The 18,488-nt window shown below is 45.9% G+C and carries 20 protein-coding genes; 3 read left to right on the forward strand and 17 right to left on the reverse strand.

Translation table 11 applies throughout. The features are described 5' to 3' along the window. The first annotated feature begins 157 nt into the window (after positions 1 to 157). From GKZ87_18165 to GKZ87_18175, 3 genes are all read left to right on the forward strand, one after another. The gene (locus GKZ87_18165) at positions 158 to 1,735 is read left to right on the forward strand and encodes a diguanylate cyclase (protein QSI27277.1); all 1,578 of its coding nucleotides are present in this window, start codon (positions 158 to 160) and stop codon (positions 1,733 to 1,735) included. A 105-nt stretch (positions 1,736 to 1,840) separates the two neighbouring features. Next, positions 1,841 to 2,110, forward strand: a complete 270-nt coding sequence (locus GKZ87_18170; GenBank protein ID QSI27278.1) for a DUF3795 domain-containing protein — start codon at positions 1,841 to 1,843, stop codon at positions 2,108 to 2,110. Then, a complete protein-coding gene (locus tag GKZ87_18175; GenBank protein ID QSI27279.1) occupies positions 2,107 to 2,478 on the forward strand; it encodes a hypothetical protein in 372 nt (123 codons plus the stop codon). The genes GKZ87_18170 and GKZ87_18175 overlap by 4 nt, the downstream gene beginning before the upstream one ends. Positions 2,479 to 3,009: 531 nt before the next feature. Here the strand turns inward: GKZ87_18175 and GKZ87_18180 are convergent. The 17 genes from GKZ87_18180 to GKZ87_18260 all read right to left on the reverse strand — a co-directional run bounded on the left by GKZ87_18180 (position 3,010) and on the right by GKZ87_18260 (position 18,452). Next, positions 3,010 to 4,524 carry an IMP dehydrogenase gene (locus tag GKZ87_18180; GenBank protein QSI27280.1) on the reverse strand — a complete coding sequence of 505 codons (1,515 nt, stop codon included), beginning with the start codon at positions 4,522 to 4,524 and terminating at the stop codon, positions 3,010 to 3,012. Between the two features lie 261 nt (positions 4,525 to 4,785). Beyond that, the gene (locus GKZ87_18185; protein QSI27281.1) at positions 4,786 to 5,991 is read right to left on the reverse strand and encodes an altronate dehydratase; all 1,206 of its coding nucleotides are present in this window, start codon (positions 5,989 to 5,991) and stop codon (positions 4,786 to 4,788) included. Continuing rightward, on the reverse strand, positions 5,988 to 6,281 hold the full coding sequence (locus GKZ87_18190) for a hydrolase (GenBank protein QSI27282.1): 294 nt from the start codon (positions 6,279 to 6,281) through the stop codon (positions 5,988 to 5,990). The genes GKZ87_18185 and GKZ87_18190 overlap by 4 nt, the downstream gene beginning before the upstream one ends. A gap of 83 nt (positions 6,282 to 6,364) precedes the next feature. Further along, positions 6,365 to 7,012 (reverse strand): ribulose-phosphate 3-epimerase, encoded by a 648-nt coding sequence (gene rpe / locus GKZ87_18195; protein ID QSI27283.1) that lies wholly within the window; start codon positions 7,010 to 7,012, stop codon positions 6,365 to 6,367. Continuing rightward, positions 7,009 to 7,695 carry a ribulose-phosphate 3-epimerase gene (locus GKZ87_18200; GenBank protein QSI28011.1) on the reverse strand — a complete coding sequence of 229 codons (687 nt, stop codon included), beginning with the start codon at positions 7,693 to 7,695 and terminating at the stop codon, positions 7,009 to 7,011. Before GKZ87_18200 ends, rpe begins: the two co-directional genes overlap by 4 nt. Before the next feature lies 1 nt (position 7,696). After that, complete coding sequence (locus GKZ87_18205; protein QSI27284.1) at positions 7,697 to 8,827, reverse strand: mannitol dehydrogenase; 1,131 nt, start codon at positions 8,825 to 8,827, stop codon at positions 7,697 to 7,699. After that, entirely contained in the window at positions 8,824 to 10,011 is a 1,188-nt protein-coding gene (locus tag GKZ87_18210; protein ID QSI27285.1) for a mannitol dehydrogenase, read from the reverse strand. Before GKZ87_18210 ends, GKZ87_18205 begins: the two co-directional genes overlap by 4 nt. 188 nt (positions 10,012 to 10,199) lie before the next feature. After that, the gene (locus tag GKZ87_18215) at positions 10,200 to 11,150 is read right to left on the reverse strand and encodes a 3-phosphoglycerate dehydrogenase (GenBank protein QSI27286.1); all 951 of its coding nucleotides are present in this window, start codon (positions 11,148 to 11,150) and stop codon (positions 10,200 to 10,202) included. A 1-nt stretch (position 11,151) separates the two neighbouring features. Next, positions 11,152 to 11,784 (reverse strand): ketohydroxyglutarate aldolase, encoded by a 633-nt coding sequence (locus tag GKZ87_18220; GenBank protein ID QSI27287.1) that lies wholly within the window; start codon positions 11,782 to 11,784, stop codon positions 11,152 to 11,154. 19 nt (positions 11,785 to 11,803) lie between these two features. Then, positions 11,804 to 12,292 (reverse strand): hypothetical protein, encoded by a 489-nt coding sequence (locus tag GKZ87_18225; GenBank protein ID QSI27288.1) that lies wholly within the window; start codon positions 12,290 to 12,292, stop codon positions 11,804 to 11,806. 20 nt (positions 12,293 to 12,312) lie between these two features. Then, positions 12,313 to 12,726, reverse strand: coding sequence for a PTS mannose transporter subunit IIA (locus GKZ87_18230; GenBank protein ID QSI27289.1), 414 nt, complete (start codon positions 12,724 to 12,726; stop codon positions 12,313 to 12,315). A 65-nt stretch (positions 12,727 to 12,791) separates the two neighbouring features. Further along, positions 12,792 to 13,616: a PTS system mannose/fructose/sorbose family transporter subunit IID gene (locus GKZ87_18235; protein ID QSI27290.1), complete on the reverse strand. Its 825-nt coding sequence runs from the start codon at positions 13,614 to 13,616 to the stop codon at positions 12,792 to 12,794. A 2-nt stretch (positions 13,617 to 13,618) separates the two neighbouring features. Next, positions 13,619 to 14,371, reverse strand: coding sequence for a PTS sugar transporter subunit IIC (locus tag GKZ87_18240; GenBank protein QSI27291.1), 753 nt, complete (start codon positions 14,369 to 14,371; stop codon positions 13,619 to 13,621). 107 nt (positions 14,372 to 14,478) lie between these two features. Then, positions 14,479 to 14,964, reverse strand: coding sequence for a PTS mannose/fructose/sorbose transporter subunit IIB (locus GKZ87_18245; protein QSI27292.1), 486 nt, complete (start codon positions 14,962 to 14,964; stop codon positions 14,479 to 14,481). Positions 14,965 to 14,981: 17 nt separating this feature from the next. After that, complete coding sequence (locus GKZ87_18250) at positions 14,982 to 15,638, reverse strand: 2-dehydro-3-deoxyphosphogluconate aldolase (GenBank protein ID QSI27293.1); 657 nt, start codon at positions 15,636 to 15,638, stop codon at positions 14,982 to 14,984. Between the two features lie 12 nt (positions 15,639 to 15,650). Next, positions 15,651 to 16,640: a 3-phosphoglycerate dehydrogenase gene (locus GKZ87_18255; GenBank protein ID QSI27294.1), complete on the reverse strand. Its 990-nt coding sequence runs from the start codon at positions 16,638 to 16,640 to the stop codon at positions 15,651 to 15,653. 864 nt (positions 16,641 to 17,504) lie between these two features. After that, the gene (locus GKZ87_18260; protein QSI27295.1) at positions 17,505 to 18,452 is read right to left on the reverse strand and encodes a D-2-hydroxyacid dehydrogenase; all 948 of its coding nucleotides are present in this window, start codon (positions 18,450 to 18,452) and stop codon (positions 17,505 to 17,507) included. Between the last annotated feature and the right edge of the window lie 36 nt (positions 18,453 to 18,488).

The following is an 18,488-nucleotide window of genomic DNA, read 5'->3' on the forward strand; positions in this document are numbered from 1 at the left end:
AGCCTTTTTCGTAAACGAAATTTCACTTTTTGCGAAAAAAATCACAATTCTGAACGATTCTGTGAAAATCAAGCGGAAGCATTGGTTTTCTGTGTTTTTAAGCCAGCTTTTATAGTATAATGAGAAAGAAGCAGATCATATAGTAAGGGAGCCTCCTATGAACACGATAAAAGAAACCATGCAGGATCTCATGGATATCATAAAAAGATCCAAAAACAGTGATATGGAGCAGGAATATAAAAATTCACAAAGGCTTTTACTTCTGGCAGAGCAGCATCAGGATACCTATGCGCAGGCTTTTGCACACACCTATCTTGCGGATTACTATATTCTGACCAGACAGCAGGATATCTGTCTGCAGCATTTGCATGAAGCAATCTCATTTTCCGAGGAAAATCATTATGATGACCTTTTGCTTATGTGCTATACGATTGCAGGCTTGTATTACAATTCTCATTTTGATGAAATCAGTGCTGTTCAGTATTATATGAATGCCTATCATATCGCACAGGATACGGAAAATCTTCATGAGCAGATGGTGATTCTCAATAATCTGTGCGTCGTGTTTATGCAGAAAAACGACATTGCGGAAGCACTGCGTTATATCCGAAGCGCCTATGAGGTATTCGTTAAGCAGCAAACACCGTTAAGGGAGCATGCACAGCTGATTGTGATTCTCAATCTGATCCAGCTTTATATACGAAACGGACAAGTACAAAAGGCTGTGGATATTTATGATGCTTATTCTCCGGAGCTGCATGAAGAGCAGCCTGAGGGAATCCGTCTGCATGTTCTTCTCCTGTGTGAGCTGTATCTGGCAGCCGCCTTTCACCGTGAGGACGAAATTCGCAGACTGTCAGATGCATTTGAATCCAAGCAGCTGCATCAGCATTTAAACCGCAATATGTATTTTTCTTTTTATAATGATATTTTTGATATCCTGTTAAACATCAAGGATAAAAAGCGCTGTGAACGGTATTTGCAATATATGGGGGAAATCTGTCTCGAGGATGATATCGAGCAGCAGCTGCAGCTGCATTTAAGCTGGATCAATTTTGCGGAAGTTTTTCATATGGAGGATACCCTGATCAATTCATATAAGCAGTATTATCTGTTGCAAAAGCTGGTGGTGGATGTAACCAACAAGACCAAGGCGGAAAGCATGAAGGAAAAAATACTGATGGAGCATATGCTGGAGGAACAGGAGCGAATCGTTCGGGAGAAAAACGTTTTGGAAACGCGGGTCAAAATTGACGGTTTGACCGGTTTGTTCAACCGCAGCTATTTTAATACACTGTGTGATGTAATGCAAAAGAATCCGGATGTTACTTCCATCGGCATTATTCTGGTCGATGTGGATTACTTTAAGGAATTTAATGATTTGTACGGTCATTACAAGGGAGATGAGCTGTTGCGAAAGGTGGCACGCTGTCTGGATGAAAACGGTGATTCCCGCTTTTTTGCGGCACGCTATGGCGGTGATGAATTTATCTGTCTGTGTGTCAATACGGACAAGACGGAAATAGAAAGCTATCTGCACAGAGTTTATCAGGATTTGCTGCTTGCCCATATTGAGCATGCCAGCTCTCCGGTTTCATCGCTGGCTACGGTTTCCATCGGGTACTCCCTGTTTCTTAATGATGAAAGCTTTGATTTGGAAACATCCATCATGATGGCAGATACGGCATTGTATCAATCAAAAAACAGCGGCAGAAATAAGCATAGCTGCTGTTAAGTAACAATTTTTGTAATACCGTCAAATCATTTGGCGGTTTTTTACAATCCATTTGGCTGTTTATCCTGTATCATGATATATATAGTAAATAAGGAGTGTGTGTATATGATAGAATCACGTTGCGGTATCAGATGTAATAGCTGTGAATACAAGGAACAGATGGGATGTGCAGGCTGTATTTACATAAAAAAAACCTTCTGGGGGGAAGCCTGTCCAATCAAGGATTGTGTGGAACAAAAGCAGCTTTCTCATTGCGGAGAGTGTGAAGCCTTTCCCTGTGAGCTTGCGAAATCATTTGCCTATGATGAAAAGCAGGGCGATGGCGGAAAGCGTCTGGAAACCTGCCGCTGCTGGAAGGATGGTATGCCCGGATGACGAGTGCTGACTGGATCAAGGAAGCTATACAGGAAAAAGCGGGAGTGGAGATGGATTTCAAGCTGGAATGGGATGCCTTTCGTTTTCTGCTGTTTCATAAAATGTTCGCCATGCTCGGCTATAATAAGGAGAGGGAGCCGATTCTGACACTGAAGCTTCCACCAGAGGAAGGGACCTGGTATCGGGAGGAATATGACTTTATAACCGAGGGCTATTATATGAATAAGGTGCATTGGATCAGTGTACGTTATGAAGAAACAGATCAGCAGCTGCTTGCGGAGCTTATGGATAAAAGCTATGAGCATTTCCTGCATACGCTGACGAAAAAGCAACAACAGCAGATTTATGAGCTACAGCACGGCAAATAGGATGCGGATTCAGAAATGGATATCCGCATTTTTTATTTACACTATCTTCTGCTTTCAATGTACAAGGGAAGGATATGCGTGATATGAAGCACAGCCGGATTTAGCTGTCCTCATATGTAAGTGAAATGAAGGTGTAGCGGCATAATAATGCATGCACCTGATAATATATGTAAAGTCTTTGAGGTATTACTTAGATACAGGAATCCTATTCGATTATTATATATACGGTTATGCTTCCTCTATCGAACCGGTTCCAATCGACGCTAGTGCTGATGCATAAATAGCACATAACTTAAATTGAGTTCCAACCCGGTTATATAATGGGTATCCTTATATTTTGTTATTGTTATGTTTCTATTGATCGTCTCGTGCTAAAACATTTATGTGTGGGAAGTTTAATCATGAAAAAAGCAGGACAGATTTATCTATCCAGCTTTCCTTGTGCTAAAACATTTATGTGTAACATGTTTAATTATGAAAAAAAGCAGGACAGATTTTGTCTATCCCGCTTTCCTTATATATAATAATAAATTATTTTACCTTGGCATCCAATGTGTTATCCTTCACAACAACATCATGTGCCCCGCCCTCGACAATACTTGTAGAAGATACGAGTGTGATTTTGGCATTTTTCTGCAGCTCCTCAATCGTCAGTGTACCGCAGTTGCACATAGTATGCTTCACCTTGCTCAGCGTCAGATCGACATTATCCTTTAAAGCACCTGCATAAGGAACATAGGAGTCAACACCTTCCACGAAGGACAGCTTCTTGCTTCCCCCCATATCATAACGCTGCCAGTTTCTTGCACGGGCACTTCCTTCACCCCAGTATTCCTTCATATAGGTACCGTTGATTGTAACCTTTTTGGTTGGAGATTCTTCAAATCTGGAAAAATATCTTCCCAGCATTACGAAGTCTGCCCCCATAGCAAGTGCCAGAGTGATATGATAGTCATGTACGATACCGCCATCACTGCAGATTGGAACATAAATTCCGGTTTCCTTATAATATTCATCACGCGCTTTGGCAACCTCAATCGTAGCAGTAGCCTGTCCGCGCCCGATTCCCTTTTGTTCCCGGGTGATACAGATGGAACCGCCGCCGATTCCGATTTTCACAAAGTCTGCGCCTGCCTCCGCAAGGAAACGGAAGCCTTCGGCATCGACAACATTTCCGGCACCTACCTTCACGCTGTCTCCGTATTTTTCACGAACCCATTTCAGCGTCAGTGCCTGCCATTCACTGAAGCCCTCACTGGAATCGATACACAATACATCCGCACCCGCTTCAATCAGTGCAGGAACACGTTCCTCATAGTCACGCGTATTGATACCGGCACCTACCACATAGCGCTTCTGATCATCTAGCAGCTCATTTGGATGCTCCTTGTGGGAATCGTAGTCCTTACGGAAAACGAATGCCTTCAGGTGCTTGTTTTCATCAATGATTGGCAGCTGGTTCAGCTTGTGCTCCCAAATCAGATCGTTTGCTTCACTCAGCGTACAGCCCTCATTGCCGTAAATCAGCTTTTCAAACGGTGTCATGAAGTCTGCTACCTTAGTAGCTGGATCCATACGGGAGGTACGATAGTCTCTGCTTGTGATAATACCGAGCAGCTTTCCCTCCGGAGTGCCGTCCTCTGTAACTGCCATTGTCGCATGTCCGGTTTCTTCCTTCAGATCCAGTACATCCTGCAAGGTCGCATCCGGACGGATATTGGAATCACTGTATACAAAGCCTGCCTTTGTCGCTTTTACACGGCGCACCATAGCAGCCTCATTCTCTATCGTCTGAGAACCGTAAATGAAGGAAATGCCTCCTTCTCTTGCCAGTGCACATGCCATCTTCTCGCCTGAAACAGACTGCATGATTGCGGATACCATCGGTATATTCAAAGACAGCTCCGGTTCTTCCTTGCCTTTACGAAATTTTACCAGTGGTGTTTTCAAAGAAACATTTGCTGGGGTACATTCTGTCGAGGAATATCCTGGAACGATCAGATATTCACTGAATGTACGTGAAGGTTCATTAAAATAATATGCCATTTTCACATCTCCTTTTCCATATTCAATTTTTTATAAACTTTCCCGATTAAAAATTGATATTTTAATACATTATAATGACATTCACTTTTGAAGTCAATAAGCTTTTGAAAAAATTTTCATGAATCAGAAGATGCGGTTAGAAACAGGGTCTTCATCGTATATTTCTCATATATTTTAACCGCTATAAGAGCTGTATCGTCAATCGGTATCATGTGGGGCTTTCCTTATGGAGCTCTCACATATTTCAGCACAGCCTAGTAATCAATAATAATAGGATTCCACATGCGATGTACCATCCGCATCATGCATCACATACCGCCCGACACGCGCAATGGCTGTTTCATAATAGCCCAGTACCTCACTGCGGGTCAGCTTTCCATTGCAGACCTGCAGGATTTCCTGCAATAAGGCAGCACAGGATTTTTCCATTGTTGTAGTTCCATATAAGAGAGGACTCGCATCGAAGTCCAGGTTATCCTTCATGATAGCTGCCGTTTCCCGATTTGCGGACAGCTTGATAACCGGAACGATCGGATTTCCGGTTGGTGTCCCGCGTCCGGTTGTAAACAGGACAAGCTGGCAGCCGCCTGCGACCATACCGGTGATGCTGATGGGATCATTGCCCGGTGTATCCATAATCACAAGACCCTTATGGTGAATCGGCTGTGCATAATCATAAACTGCCTGAATCGGTGCATGCCCGGATTTATAAATACAGCCCAGGGATTTTTCCTCCAGCGTAGTGATACCGCCAGCCTTATTTCCGGGAGACGGGTTGCGCTTTCGCACATCATCCTGTACCTGACGCATGGCATCCTCATAATGCATGACGATTTCCAGTATCTGATTGGCCACCTTTGCATTGACAGCACGACGTGCCAGCAGATACTCGGCACCGATAAATTCCGTTGTTTCCGACAGGACAGCGGTTCCCCCTGCCTTCACTACTTCATCGCTCACTGCCCCGACTAACGGATTCGCCGCAAGACCGCTGGTGGGATCTGATCCCCCGCATTCGGTTGCTATCATCAGCTCTGACAAATCAGCCTCTACCCGTTTCATACAACTGGCGTCACTCACCATCTGCCTTGCACAGCGTACCGCCTCCTCCACCGTATGCAGCGTCCCTCCGCATTTCTGAATAATAAAGGTTCCCAGCGGCTTATCACAGCGCTTCTGTATTTCTTTCGTGACCAGATCCATCTGGCAGTTTTCACATCCCAGAGAAATCACAATCGTTCCATATACATTGGGATTGGCTGCCATCCCTGCTAACGCATGCAGGGTACATGCCTGATCCACCGGAGTCTGGGAACAGCCCAGCAGATTATGAAGGGTAACCGTCCCCTGTACCTGTTCGCTGACGATACGGGCGACATCGCTCGCACATATACTGGCTGGCAGAATCAATACCTTATTCCGTATCCCCACACGGCCGTCACTTCTTCGATAGCCCGAAAATTTCATTGTGCCTCTCCCTTCTGTGTGCTGCTTCCGGCAACATTGTGTACATGGACATGCATCCCCCTTGCGATATTTGTACTGGCAATACCAATGCATTCCCCATATTTCATAATGCGCTCCCCTGCTTGTATGTCACAGAGGGCTGCCTTATGGTAAATAGGGATATTCTCCATGACGGTACAGCTATGCAATGCAGCAGCTTCATCCATATAAATAAGCTGCTCTTTGGCTTTCAGCGGTTCCAGTAATACCGCAACGTTATCCCGTTCACTCAATCGTATTGCATTTTTCATGATATCCTCCCGGCAGGCATTGCCTGCTTTTCTATTGGAAAAAGGATGCACAACGCTTCATGCATCCATCCTCTTCCTCTTACCTATTGCAGGGAACGCAGTCTCTTCATGTTATCCGCATAACTGCCTTCCCCTTGGAATAGTGCACTTGTTCCCAAAACAAAGCCATCTACCCCCAATGCATGATACCTCTGTATAACCTCTGCAGAACAGGCGCCATCCAGTACAATCCGATAGCCGTACTCCTGCTTCCTGCTGATTAACTCACGGATTTTAGCATCTATGCTTTGTATAAAGGACTGACCGGCAAAGCCGGGAAACACACTCATGATGAGAATATAGTCACAATGAGGAAGCAGCTCCTTTATCGTGCTGACACTCGTATCCGGATTGATAGCAAGACCGGCGAGCTTCCCCTGTGCACGGATATACATCAGTGTTTTCATTACCTGCGGCTCTGCTTCCGGGTGAATATAAATCAAATCAGCCCCCGCCTGCAGAAACCAATCAACCTTATCTGCGGGATGCTCAATCATCAGATGTACATCCAACATGGCCTTTGTATGGGCCCGCACCGTTTTAACATCCATCAGCCCCATAGTGATATTCGGCACAAAGCAGCCATCCATCACATCACAGTGAAAGATATCCGCTCCCGCTGCTTCCAGCTCTTGTACTTCCTGCTTCAGACGGGCATAATCCGCACACATCATACTCGGACATAAGATCATACAACAGCCTCCTTCAGCAGGCGCAGGGATTCCTGCAGATGCGTTCCCTTTCGAAACAGACCGCTGGTACCGCCTGTCAGTATATCGGCACCGGCTGCCGTTACCAACGGTATGGTACCTGCATGAATATTTCCGTCCGCCTGAATTCGTACAGACAACTGATGCTTCAGGATTTCCTCTTTCATCGTACGAATATGGCGCAAAGCATCCGGCTGCATCGTCTGTCCGGCATAGCCTGGCTGTACCATCAGCTTCAAAATCCAATCCACCTGAGAAGCCAGCTTCACGAAATCCTGAGGAACCTCTGTATCACTTCGCATAGCCAGAATCGGACGGCAGCCTGCCTGGCGTATCAATGCAAATATTTCCTCCAGATCATCCGCAATCTCATAATGCACGGCGATATAATCTGCCCCGGCTCTTGCGAAGGGTTCAATATAAGGTCGTACATGTTCTACTGCAAGATGTACCTCAACCGGCTTTTCACAGATCGGACGCAGCTTTTCCAGCATCAGATCCCCGAATACAAAGCAGTTGTTGAAGCAGCCATCCACAACATCGTAATGCACGAAATCTATATCCGATGCATTGATTTCCGCAATCGCATCCGCCAGATGCAGCAGATCACAGCAGGACAGGGATGCACTCACCAGTGTCCTGCGGCTGGACGTTACGCGGCGCATACTATCCAAACAGAATCTGCATGATGCAGATGTTGTCTCTGTTCTTTTTGATTTCATACAGATAATGCTTTACATGCTCGACAACAGGCTCATTCCCCTCCAGCGCATTGATTTCACAGAAGGTAGTAATTAAATCCTTATCCATTTTCGGTTCAGTCTTTCCCTGCAGCTCATCCCAGTAAACCAGGGCAGCCGCAGCGACAAATTCCAGAATGCGAGGGTCTTTTTCATGATCCAGCAGAATCTGCATCGGTGACATGATACGTTCTGTAGGTCCCAGCTTTCTGCGTGGTGCGCGTCCGTTTTTAATATTATAGTCCAAGATGCTCTTATCGCGGAATTTCGCAAGCGCACGGTTGGTAAATGCCTCCTGATCCTCCTTCGTAATCTGGAAGTAATCCTGTAAAGCGGGATTCAGTTCCTCCATCAGACGCATCATGACAGCATCAATATCCGGATCACAGGCTGCATCGCCATAGACCTCATAGCCCTTGATATAGCCGCAATAGGAAATAAGTCCTGCCAGGCAATTATACGTATAAATTTTGCGCTTAAAGAACTTTTCAAAATTATGAATGGGAACTGCCCCTTCAAAATCCAGGGTATCCAGCTCATCTGCATCATATGGAAAATATGCTTCATTCATGGATAAAATATCCAGGCGTGTATCATGGACACTGACTGTGGAACAGAAGACTGCTGTCTGTGTTACCGTATAGTCCCCTTCAACACCGGCTTCCTGCAGGTGTGTACGCAGTACCCTTGCCGGATTGATGCCGTTTTCAGCAGTCAGAAATACCGTTTTCTTTGTTTTTTTGCACATTCCCTTTTTCACCTGCTGTGCCACATCCTTTAGATTTTGTTCTCCGGTTGCGGTTACAATGAAGTCAGCCTCATGAATTGCCTGATCTGCCTCACTGGAATAGGTCGGGTATGCATGAAAGCCGTTCACATAAATCGGTGTTCGGTCTTTTTTATAGAAATGAATGCAGAAGGCGCGATCCTCACTTAGCATACGGATGAGCTCTTCGTTCTTATCAAGAAAGGTGATTTCATAATCCCGTTGAAACAGGAAGCGGGTCACATATCCGCGTCCGGTCTGTCCGGCTCCTATGACGACTGCTTTTTTCATATAGCCGCCTCCCTGATCCAGCCTCTGCTTTTCAGATCCTCGATTGCCTCTTTAATCAGCAGTGCCACCTCTCCCTGTGGATCAATTTCTGATATTGTTTCCAGGATGTAGTCAATGCCCTTACTTTCCCGAATTTCCTTCAGGCGCAGTGCATCGCGATCCTGCGGATTGTCAAAGTACAGCGCTGCAGCAGCACCCAGTGCGATGGCCTTCGGCTTGATTCCTGCCGCAAGTGCAATTTTCATCGGGCCGATAAAGCGATCCTGCGGGCCCAGCTTACGGATGGGATCCCGTGCAATACGATCCACCAGATCGACGATAGCACGATCGGTATACTTCGCCTTTGCCGTTTTGGAGAATTTGATCTGACTCTCTTCGCTGATCCCCATCCCGTGAATCAGTGCATAATTGATTTCCTCATATACCTGATCCAGAATAGGCTCAATTTCCGGATCATTCGCAGAATCTGCCACATAGGTCAAGCCCTTCAGCTTTCCCAGATAGGAAACCGTCGCAACACTCGTGTTGTTGGTATAAATTTTCTGTTTCAGTAAATCACCGAAATACCCTACAAACTCCACATAGTCCCATACAGGAAGCTCTCCCCGGATACGATCCCTGTCAATCGGCAGGTAGCGCATGTTCTGTACCCAGGTATCCATTTCATTGGTAACCTTATCCGGATCCGGTGCACCCGTACCCGTACACATGATAACGGATTCACTGACACCGATTGCTTCCTCAAACAGCTTTTGTTCCTCAGCATTCAAATTGTCAAGAATCGCTTTCTTCAAATCCGTTGCCGGATCGATCCAGTTTTCGCAGGTAACGATATTGGATACGTGAACTGCATTATCCTTCACCAGCCTTTTAAATGCTTTCGCCAGTGTTTCACCAACGTTGCCCATATTCTTACCGCCGCAAGCCGTAAACAGGAAATCCGCTTCCTTCCAGCATTCGCTTACTGCGTCAATGTCATAAAACAAATGTGCCTGTACCCCTTCCATATGGGTATTCAGCTCCTCCGCTCCTAATACATGAATCGTATATTCCTTTTTTTCATTCAGCTTTTCTACCATTGCTGAGCTGGCATCGAAAAAGGTGATTTCCACACCATTGGCATGCAGCAGTTCACTGACAAAGCCCCTTCCGATACGCCCGGCTCCCAAAATCATCGCCTTCAAATGCGTCCCTTCTTTCTATATTATTTTTATATCTGTACATTTGTTAAAGATCCATCTATCTTCTCAAAAGTGCAGCTTCTTTTGTTTTCCTAAGACAGACAATGCCTGCCTGTTCACATTCACTCCCGTACACTGCTTCTATATATGCTATGCTTCATCATGCACAGCAATCATCCAGCATATCGTGCTTATGCTTCCTCCAGCAGCTTTATTAACGTATCCGTTGCCATCTCTACGGTATTGGATTCTGCTTCCACTGTACGTGATCCGATATGCGGCGTCAGTATAAAGCTGTCCATATGAATCAGCTCCTGAATCCAGTCGTCGGATGCAGGCGGTTCACTGGTGAATACATCACTTGCGGCCGCATAGATTTTCCTGTTTTTCAAAGCGGTATACAGCGCTTTTTCATCAATGATGCCTCCACGGGCCGCATTGACGATGACTGCGGTTTCCTTCATCATGTCAAATTGTTCATCCGCTATCATTCCTCTTGTTTCCTCTGTAAGCGGTGTATGGATGGATATAAAATCAGCGGCTTTCAGGATGACCTCCACACTGCACTGCTCTGCATTATACGTTTCCTTTACATCCTCCGCAATCTCGTATACATCATAGGCCAGCACCTTCATCCCGATGCCGTTTGCCATGCGGGCTACCTGCCGTCCAATATTTCCAAATCCGATGATACCGATGGTCTTTCCGGTCAGCTCACGTCCGGTTGGCTTATTCCAGCCGCCCTCACGCACGTGAACATTGCTGGAAACCAGTCCCTTTGCCGCCGCAAACATCATGCCGATGGTTAGCTCAGCCACTGCATTGGAATTGGAGCCGACACAGCGTCCCACCCGGATGCCGCATTCCTCAGCAGTCTTTATATCAATATTATCCGTACCAACACCGAATTTCACGACTGCCTTCAGCTTTGTACATTCCCTTAACAATGCGCCGTCCAGCTCATCCACTCCGACGATAATGCCCGTGCTTTGCTTCGCATATTCCACAAAGGTCTCTCTTGGAAGCGGCTTTCCAGTATCATTGATATTCATTTCATATCCCAAGGCTTCCAAGCGCTTGGCTGCCTGTGCACCATAGGCCGCATATCCGCGCGGTGTTACCAGTATTACTCCCTTATGCATGCTACACAGTCCTTCTTCTTTCTTCCACGATTGCCCGCAGCTTTTTCGCATTTGCTGCGATATCCGCACTGCTTCCCTTTGTCAAAAGACCACCCAATCCTACACTGTCAACACCGTTTTCAAACCAGGTGTGCAGGTTGTCAAAATTAGCACCGCCGCTTGCCAGAATCGGAATCTGCGGACAAGGCACCTTAAACACCTTGGCAAGATCTGGGCCATAGTAATTGGAAATCGGAAAGGCTTTGATAAAGGAAGCTCCTGCCTTTAAGGCTTCTATCATTTCCGTATAGCTGGTACAGCCTGGCGCATAGGGAATCTGATACAGATTTGCCATTTCCTGCACCTCTTTGTTAAAGGTAGGCGCAATGATAAACTCTGCACCATCCATGATAGCCAACCGTGCTGTAGTCGGATCCAGAACCGTGCCGGCACCAACCAGCAGTTGGTCAGCGAATTTCTCTTTTAATGCGCGAATGACCTCACCCGCATTGTTATTTGTATAGCTGATTTCCAGTACATCTACACCACCGTCGATACAGCCCTGTGCAATTTCTATTCCGCGTTCAATGGTATCCACACGCACGATTCCCATTAAGCCTGTTTTTTTAATTCTGCAAATTGTCTCTGCCATCATAAAGCATGACCTCACTTTCTCACTTTTTTAAGCTATAAAGCTGACGCAAGCCTACAAACAGGGCGATACAGCCTCCTGCCGCAGCCGTCACAGCTTCTATGGTATTGTGCGTCTGTCCCAGTGCCAGACAGAGAAACAAGCCCGCACCAATCAACAGAAGCAACACCGCCATAAGTAAACTGTTGCCCTCCTGAACCACTTTCTCCTTACGCCAGGTAATATTTTTCCCACCTGCACGATGCAGGGAGGGAAGTAATTTTTTATTCATCACAAGCAGCAGCGCCACATACAGCAAAAGTGCCAGCAGCACTGTGCCCGCAATGCTGTGAAACAGGAAATACCCTAAAATAATGCTGATGGAAATGGCATTGATTTCTGCGTGTTTCCACAGAGTTATCGCAAACTCCCTATTTTGCGGGAGAAGATAATACGCATGCTGCTTTTTGATATACAGCAGTCTTCTTCCCTTTGTATCTGTCCCTGTAAACAGCATCCATCCTGTCACCATTCTATCACCTCAATATCTAACTAAATATCCAGCGCCTTGCGCAGATTCACAATCGTATCCTTGGCTATATCACCCAGGTGTGCACTAAGCTGATCCAGCTCCATGGAATTACAGCTGGAAAGCGCCTCCATCAGAAACGGCATATTGACTCCGGTATAGCACTGCAGCTTATGTGCTTCCTTCAGCTCATCAATCGCCACAGCCGTCATATTAAACGGAGAGCCTGCAAAGATATCCACAAATACCATAACACCGTCTCCGGTATCAATCGCCTCCACCCGTTCACAGATGGCTTCCTTTAAATCCTCGGGATTATCCGTCGGATACAAACCGATGGTTTCCACATCATTGGACATGCTGCCAAAGAACATCGCAGAGCTTTCCTTCAGCGCCTGTGCCAGGGGACCATGCGTTACTATTAAAATCTTGATCATACCAAATTACCCTTTCTGTTATTAAGAATATGAAAGAAACCTGTCAGGTTTCTTTCATGGAAGTGCTATCCAAGCAGTCCGACTGCCCCACCGATAAAGCCGATGATAAACAGAACAATCAGAACCGTTGTAATTTTCTTTCCCTTTACCTGCAGCCAGTATGCGAACAATGTCGTAACAAGAGGCAGGAAGCAAGGGAAAATCTTATTCATGATTTCACCAAGCTTCAGCGTACCGGTCTTCATTTCAATTTCCAAAACAGCACCGATGCTGACGTATTTTACAATCATGGCACCCAGACAGAACAGTCCGACAATACCAAGGAAGGTGGTGATTTTCTTGACAAAGCCGCTTTCCAGGAAACGGTCGATGGAATCCATACCCAGCTGATAGCCGCGCATGAACATGAAGTAGGTAATCGCAAAGTCGAGCAGTGTAACACCGATACCATATGCCCAGGCACCCCATACATAGCCCTGCATTGCCCAGCCAAGTGTAACACTCAGGATGATCGGCTTGATCAGACCGGCCCATACCGTATCACCGATTCCTGCCAGAGGCCCCATCAAAGCAGTCTTAATTTCCGCAATGATACTGGCATCCATATCACCGGACTCATCATTGGCAAGACCTTCCTCCAATGCGACAACCATACCAGGCAGCACTGCACCCCAGCGCGGCTCTGTATTGAAATACAGCATGTGGCGTTCCAGACCTTCCACCATCTTGTCATGATTATTCGGATACAGCTTTTCAAAAATAGGCCCCATGATCCATGCAAGACAGCCTGCCTGTAATCGCTGATAGTTATATGTCATATGACTCGTCATGTGCCAGAAGAAGGCTGTTTTCTGGACATCGCGTTTTGTTAGTGAATGTTTTTCTGCCATGATTACTCAGCCCCTTCCTGTTCCGTGTCGTTATTGAAACCAATCTTAATCAGAATCACTGCCAGACATACACCAACGAGTGCATACAGCAGCAGATCGGTCATACCGGAGTAAGCCGCAATACCAAAGCCCAGCACGAAGAATGGAAGCAGTGCTTTTTTGTACATAAACTTCATCAGCATGGACATACCTAATGCCGGCAGCATTTTACCAACTGCGCCCAGACCGTTCATTGCCCATGTCGGAATACTGTTAATCAGCGTCTGAATATATTCACTTCCATATAATGCAATCAGGAATACCGGCAGCGCACGCAGTACCAAAACGATTGCCGGACCGCCCAAGAACTGGATTCTGCGAATACCGCGCCAGTTCCCCTTGGCAGCGAGAGCATCCATCTTCACCGGCCACAGGGATGCAATCGTCATATAAGCGACATGCACATAGTTTCCCAGCAAACCGATAGGAACAGCAAACGCAACGGATGTATCAATGGACATACCGCCCTGTATCGCTACGAAGGTCCCAAGCAGACCTGCCCAGTATAAGTCAGAGGCATTTGCCCCTCCGGCTGAAATCCAGCCCATGTATGAAACGTTGATTGTTGCACCGATGATCGTTCCCTGTACGGGATCACCGTAAATCAGACCTACCCAAAATCCTGCCATTACCGGCTCACGGAAAAAGTACCAATGATATGGCCCCTGAATACCGTTGAGCAGTGCAAGCAGCCCCATTAACAATGCTTGTACCATGAAATTTCCTCCTATTCATTGTCAATAATCTCTTACATCTCTTTGCCACATTTAAAACTGCTGGATTATAATCATCACCTCCATGTGATCGATTTATCGGATTCCGGCTAAAATTTTGCCAGAGCATCCTTAAACGGATACGGATTGTCTTCCGGAATCGGCTGCATAAATACATCCACGCCACCCTGATACAAGACGTTCAGCTCCTCCGCCTCCGTTTTCGACATAACTACATTTTTGTAAATATTTTTCTTATCCCCGGAGCCTTCGATACCACCGACCTGCAGAGCAGGGAAATGGATACCAGCCTCCCAGGCTGCCTTTGCCTGTGTTGTGTTTTTAAACAGAATCAGCAGATTGTTTTTCGGAAATTCGTTTGCTTTCCATTTTTCCGCAGCCTCTGCGACATTCCAGACGATAACCTTGACGCCGCTCGGTGCAGCACCCAGTAAAATTTTTTTCAGTATCGGACTCTTTGCGGAACGATCGTCGATGACGACAATGCTCTCAATTTCATATTTCGCTACCCAGCGGGTCATGACCTGCCCGTGAATGAGTCGGAAATCAATTCTTGTAAGCTTTAGGTTTTCCATTCTTCTTATCCTTCTTTCTAATGATTTCTAGCGATTTCCACAAATCGCTTCGCTCTTCTTGTCAGCTCCTCGTAATTGCCTTCCTCACGGCATTTTTTATCTACAAGCTGTGAGCTGATGCCTGCCCCGGCAAAGCCCAGCTCCAAATACTGTGCAAAGGTTTCCTCAGTTACACCAACAGTCGCGATATATTTGACATGGTGCAGCGGTGCATAGATATCCTTGCAGTATTTCAAGCCAAGTGTTCCTGCCGGAAACAGCTTGATGAAATCCGCACCGGCCTTGTCTGCGGCGACGATTTCTGTCGGTGACATGCACCCTGGCATAGAAACCATCCCCAGAGCCAGCGTTTCCTTGACGATTTCTTCATCAAAGTTGGGAGAAACGATAAATCTGGCTCCGGCCTCATGTGCATTGTGTACCTGCTCTTTGGTTAGGACGGTTCCAATACCAAGGTATAGCTCATCCCCGAAACGTGTGTGCAGCCGCTGTATATTTTCCTTTACCTTTGCACACGTATCAGGATCCGATGGATCATAGGTGATTTCAAAGCAGCGGATACCGCCCTGAAACAATGCCTCCGCAAGCTTCATCAGCTCCTCCTCGTAAATGCCTCTTGTGATTACTACAATTTTTTCCTGTTCCAGCTTTTGTATTGTCTGTTCTTTGTTCATATGAGTTCCTTTCTATAGTCCGTTGATAATTTCCACCGGCCGCTCCCCTCTCTGCATACAATAGATGTCCTCCATCACCTTACGATTCATATTCTTCATACAGGTATAGTTATAAATAGCAGAGTGCGGTGTTATCACTGCCTGATCGCAGGTCAGCAGAGGATCGTCTTTCTCCATCGGCTCATGTGCGGCAACATCCGCTCCATAGCCGGACAGCCTTCCGGATTTCAATGCATCAAGCACTGCTGCTTCATCGACCAGTGGCCCGCGTCCGGTATTGATAAGAATGGCGCGATCCTTCATCTTTGCCAGTGCTTCGGCATTGATCAGATGCCTGCTGTTTTCTGTCAGATTGGCGTGTAGGGAGATAAAATCGGATTCCCGCAGCAGCGTATCCAGATCACAGAGCTGAATTCCCTCTGCCATAACCTTATCCTTATCGGCATAGGGATCATATGCCAGGATGCGGTTGTGAAATCCATATTTCATAATCATCGCAAAGCGTGTTCCGATATGCCCACAGCCAATGACTCCGGTTGTACAGCCGCGAAGCTGAAAGCCCATAAGCTCCTGGCGATCCTTGTTCCAGTTTCCCTCATGCACCTTACGGTCTGCGATCACCACATGCTTGGACACCGCCATAAGCAAAGCCGCCGCCTGTTCCGCAACCGCATCCAGCTCCACATAATTCTGTATATGGGTAACGTATACGCCATGTCTTCGTGAGCTTTCCAAATCGACATTGTTGAAGCCGATACCATGACGGGCAATCAGCTTCACATCCTGGTTTCTGGAAAAAAATGCTTCATCGAAGGATGGGTAATTTCCCAGCAGCACATAGGTATACCCCTTTAGCCTGCTGGCGAGCGCTTCCCCATCCATATCCGCCGGCAGCAGCATTTTATCGACCGGCCCGACGCGTTCCTCCAATTCCTGCAAATGCTTTGGAAACTCTCTGCCAAAGCTGGTAATATTGATGACTGCGACTTTCTCCATATTCATCACCCTTCCTCTCCTGTACATGTTCTGACCATAGGCAGATGCTGGCAGAAGCCTTACACTACCCATCATATTGAAAACGCTTACGATGTCAAACGAGCGATTTTCACGCTAGTGTGTCACACGTTTTATGTTGCGATTTTTCGGTTTTATCGACTTATTTTCATATAAAACGACATAGAAAGTCTGAAAATTACAGCATAAAAGCGGTTTCATTACAGTACTGTGTTAATTTTGATATAAAATGGCACAGTATTTAATCCGTAGTGTGTATTGCCGCGCAGGATTATGACACGAAAAAAGAGTGAAAACCAAAATAGATTTTCACTCAAATCATATAAGATTACATTTTATCATTATTAGATATTCCTCCTAACTCTTGAACACACCACAGCTATAAAGTGCGGCATCCGCATTGATATCACCGATTACTTGACATATGCCATATTAGTAAATTTTCTGCTCGCTTCCTTTGCTTACAAGGATATGTTTAAATCAGCGTATATTTGTCCTTCAACTAAGCGTTATAAAAATGATCAAATAGTAGCCAGCTATATTATTTTTCAATAGCTTTTCAGCTTGATAAATGTTAATGAAACTTGCTATATAGCTGGCAAAGAATAAAACTCAGCATATAATTCATACGGAATAAATACTGATACACCTTTTGCGCTCCATTGCTTTTTATAATTTAATCCATGTTATCTGTGGCTTCTTTAGAATCACACTGATATTTACTTATATTCATTATATCTTGAAATTTTCATTTTTTAACACGTTGAACTAAGTGATAAATTTGAATATACAACCTGATAAAAAAACACCGCTATGTTTTCATAAGCAGTGCTTTTTTATATATCAGCCTAACTACACAATCCGGTTCTGTTCCTCTCCCTGCAGAAAGCATCTCAGATTTTCCACAGCCGTTTCCATGATTCTGCTTCTCGCCTCTTTACTCGCCCATGATATGTGCGGCGTAATCAGACAGTTATCACATTCTAAAAGCGGATTATCACTGCGAATTGGTTCTTCTCTCACCACATCCAGAGCAGCCGCGTAAATCGTACCGTTTTTCAATGCCTGTGCAAGATCAGCTTCGTTGATCAGCTTTCCTCTTGCATTGTTAATCAGAATGGCATTCGGCTTCATCATTGCCAGCGTCTTCTTGTTTATCAGAGAATCGTTCTCCTTTGTCAGCGGACAATGCAGACTGACCACATCACTCTGCCGCAGCAGCTCTTCCAGTGATACCCTTTTGCCACTTCCATCCTCCAAAGCATGGGCGTCATAATACAGAATCTGCATTCCCAAAGCCCGTGCAATTTCTCCTACCCGCTTGCCGATTCTTCCATAGCCGATAATCCCCATCGTCCTGCCGGACAGCTCCTGCAGCGGATATTCCCAAAAGCACCAGTCCGCATTGCGGGCCCATTCCCCTTCCTTTACCCGCTTTGCATGATGACCAATACGGGATGTGACCTCCAACAATAGCGCAATCGCATATTGTGCAACGGTATCCGTACCATAGCCCGGTACATTGCATACCGCAATGCCCAGCTGCTTCGCTGCTTCCGTATCTACAACATCATAGCCGGTCGCAAGCACACCGATATAACGCAGCCGCGGGAGAGCCTCCATCAGCTTTTTTGTCATACGTGCCTTATTTACAATCACAGCATCCGCATTCTGCACACGCTCCTGAATCTGTGCTTCATCACTTCGATCATACACCGTCAGTTCCCCAAGCCGCTCAAATGCCTTCCAGTCAAGATCGCCCGGATTTTCAGTATAACCATCTAAAACTACAATTTTCATATAACAAGTAAAGATGCTTTCGCATCCCTCTCCTTT

The organism is Erysipelotrichaceae bacterium 66202529, from assembly GCA_017161075.1.
Taxonomy (GTDB): Bacteria; Bacillota_I; Bacilli_A; order Erysipelotrichales; family Erysipelotrichaceae; genus Clostridium_AQ.

Coding starts and splice junctions, on each gene's coding strand:
- GKZ87_18215 (QSI27286.1), bottom strand. CDS start 11,150: ATGCATAAGGGAGTAATACTGGTAACACCGCGCGGATATGCGGCCTAT.
- GKZ87_18200 (QSI28011.1), bottom strand. CDS start 7,695: ATGCGCCGCGTAACGTCCAGCCGCAGGACACTGGTGAGTGCATCCCTG.
- GKZ87_18220 (QSI27287.1), bottom strand. CDS start 11,784: ATGATGGCAGAGACAATTTGCAGAATTAAAAAAACAGGCTTAATGGGA.
- GKZ87_18260 (QSI27295.1), bottom strand. CDS start 18,452: ATGAAAATTGTAGTTTTAGATGGTTATACTGAAAATCCGGGCGATCTT.
- GKZ87_18250 (QSI27293.1), bottom strand. CDS start 15,638: ATGAACAAAGAACAGACAATACAAAAGCTGGAACAGGAAAAAATTGTA.
- GKZ87_18230 (QSI27289.1), bottom strand. CDS start 12,726: ATGATCAAGATTTTAATAGTAACGCATGGTCCCCTGGCACAGGCGCTG.
- GKZ87_18255 (QSI27294.1), bottom strand. CDS start 16,640: ATGAATATGGAGAAAGTCGCAGTCATCAATATTACCAGCTTTGGCAGA.
- GKZ87_18225 (QSI27288.1), bottom strand. CDS start 12,292: ATGGTGACAGGATGGATGCTGTTTACAGGGACAGATACAAAGGGAAGA.
- GKZ87_18190 (QSI27282.1), bottom strand. CDS start 6,281: ATGAAAAATGCAATACGATTGAGTGAACGGGATAACGTTGCGGTATTA.
- GKZ87_18205 (QSI27284.1), bottom strand. CDS start 8,827: ATGAAAAAAGCAGTCGTCATAGGAGCCGGACAGACCGGACGCGGATAT.
- GKZ87_18170 (QSI27278.1), top strand. CDS start 1,841: ATGATAGAATCACGTTGCGGTATCAGATGTAATAGCTGTGAATACAAG.
- GKZ87_18240 (QSI27291.1), bottom strand. CDS start 14,371: ATGGTACAAGCATTGTTAATGGGGCTGCTTGCACTGCTCAACGGTATT.
- GKZ87_18245 (QSI27292.1), bottom strand. CDS start 14,964: ATGGAAAACCTAAAGCTTACAAGAATTGATTTCCGACTCATTCACGGG.
- GKZ87_18180 (QSI27280.1), bottom strand. CDS start 4,524: ATGGCATATTATTTTAATGAACCTTCACGTACATTCAGTGAATATCTG.
- GKZ87_18185 (QSI27281.1), bottom strand. CDS start 5,991: ATGAAATTTTCGGGCTATCGAAGAAGTGACGGCCGTGTGGGGATACGG.
- GKZ87_18165 (QSI27277.1), top strand. CDS start 158: ATGAACACGATAAAAGAAACCATGCAGGATCTCATGGATATCATAAAA.
- GKZ87_18235 (QSI27290.1), bottom strand. CDS start 13,616: ATGGCAGAAAAACATTCACTAACAAAACGCGATGTCCAGAAAACAGCC.
- GKZ87_18175 (QSI27279.1), top strand. CDS start 2,107: ATGACGAGTGCTGACTGGATCAAGGAAGCTATACAGGAAAAAGCGGGA.
- rpe (QSI27283.1), bottom strand. CDS start 7,012: ATGATCTTATGTCCGAGTATGATGTGTGCGGATTATGCCCGTCTGAAG.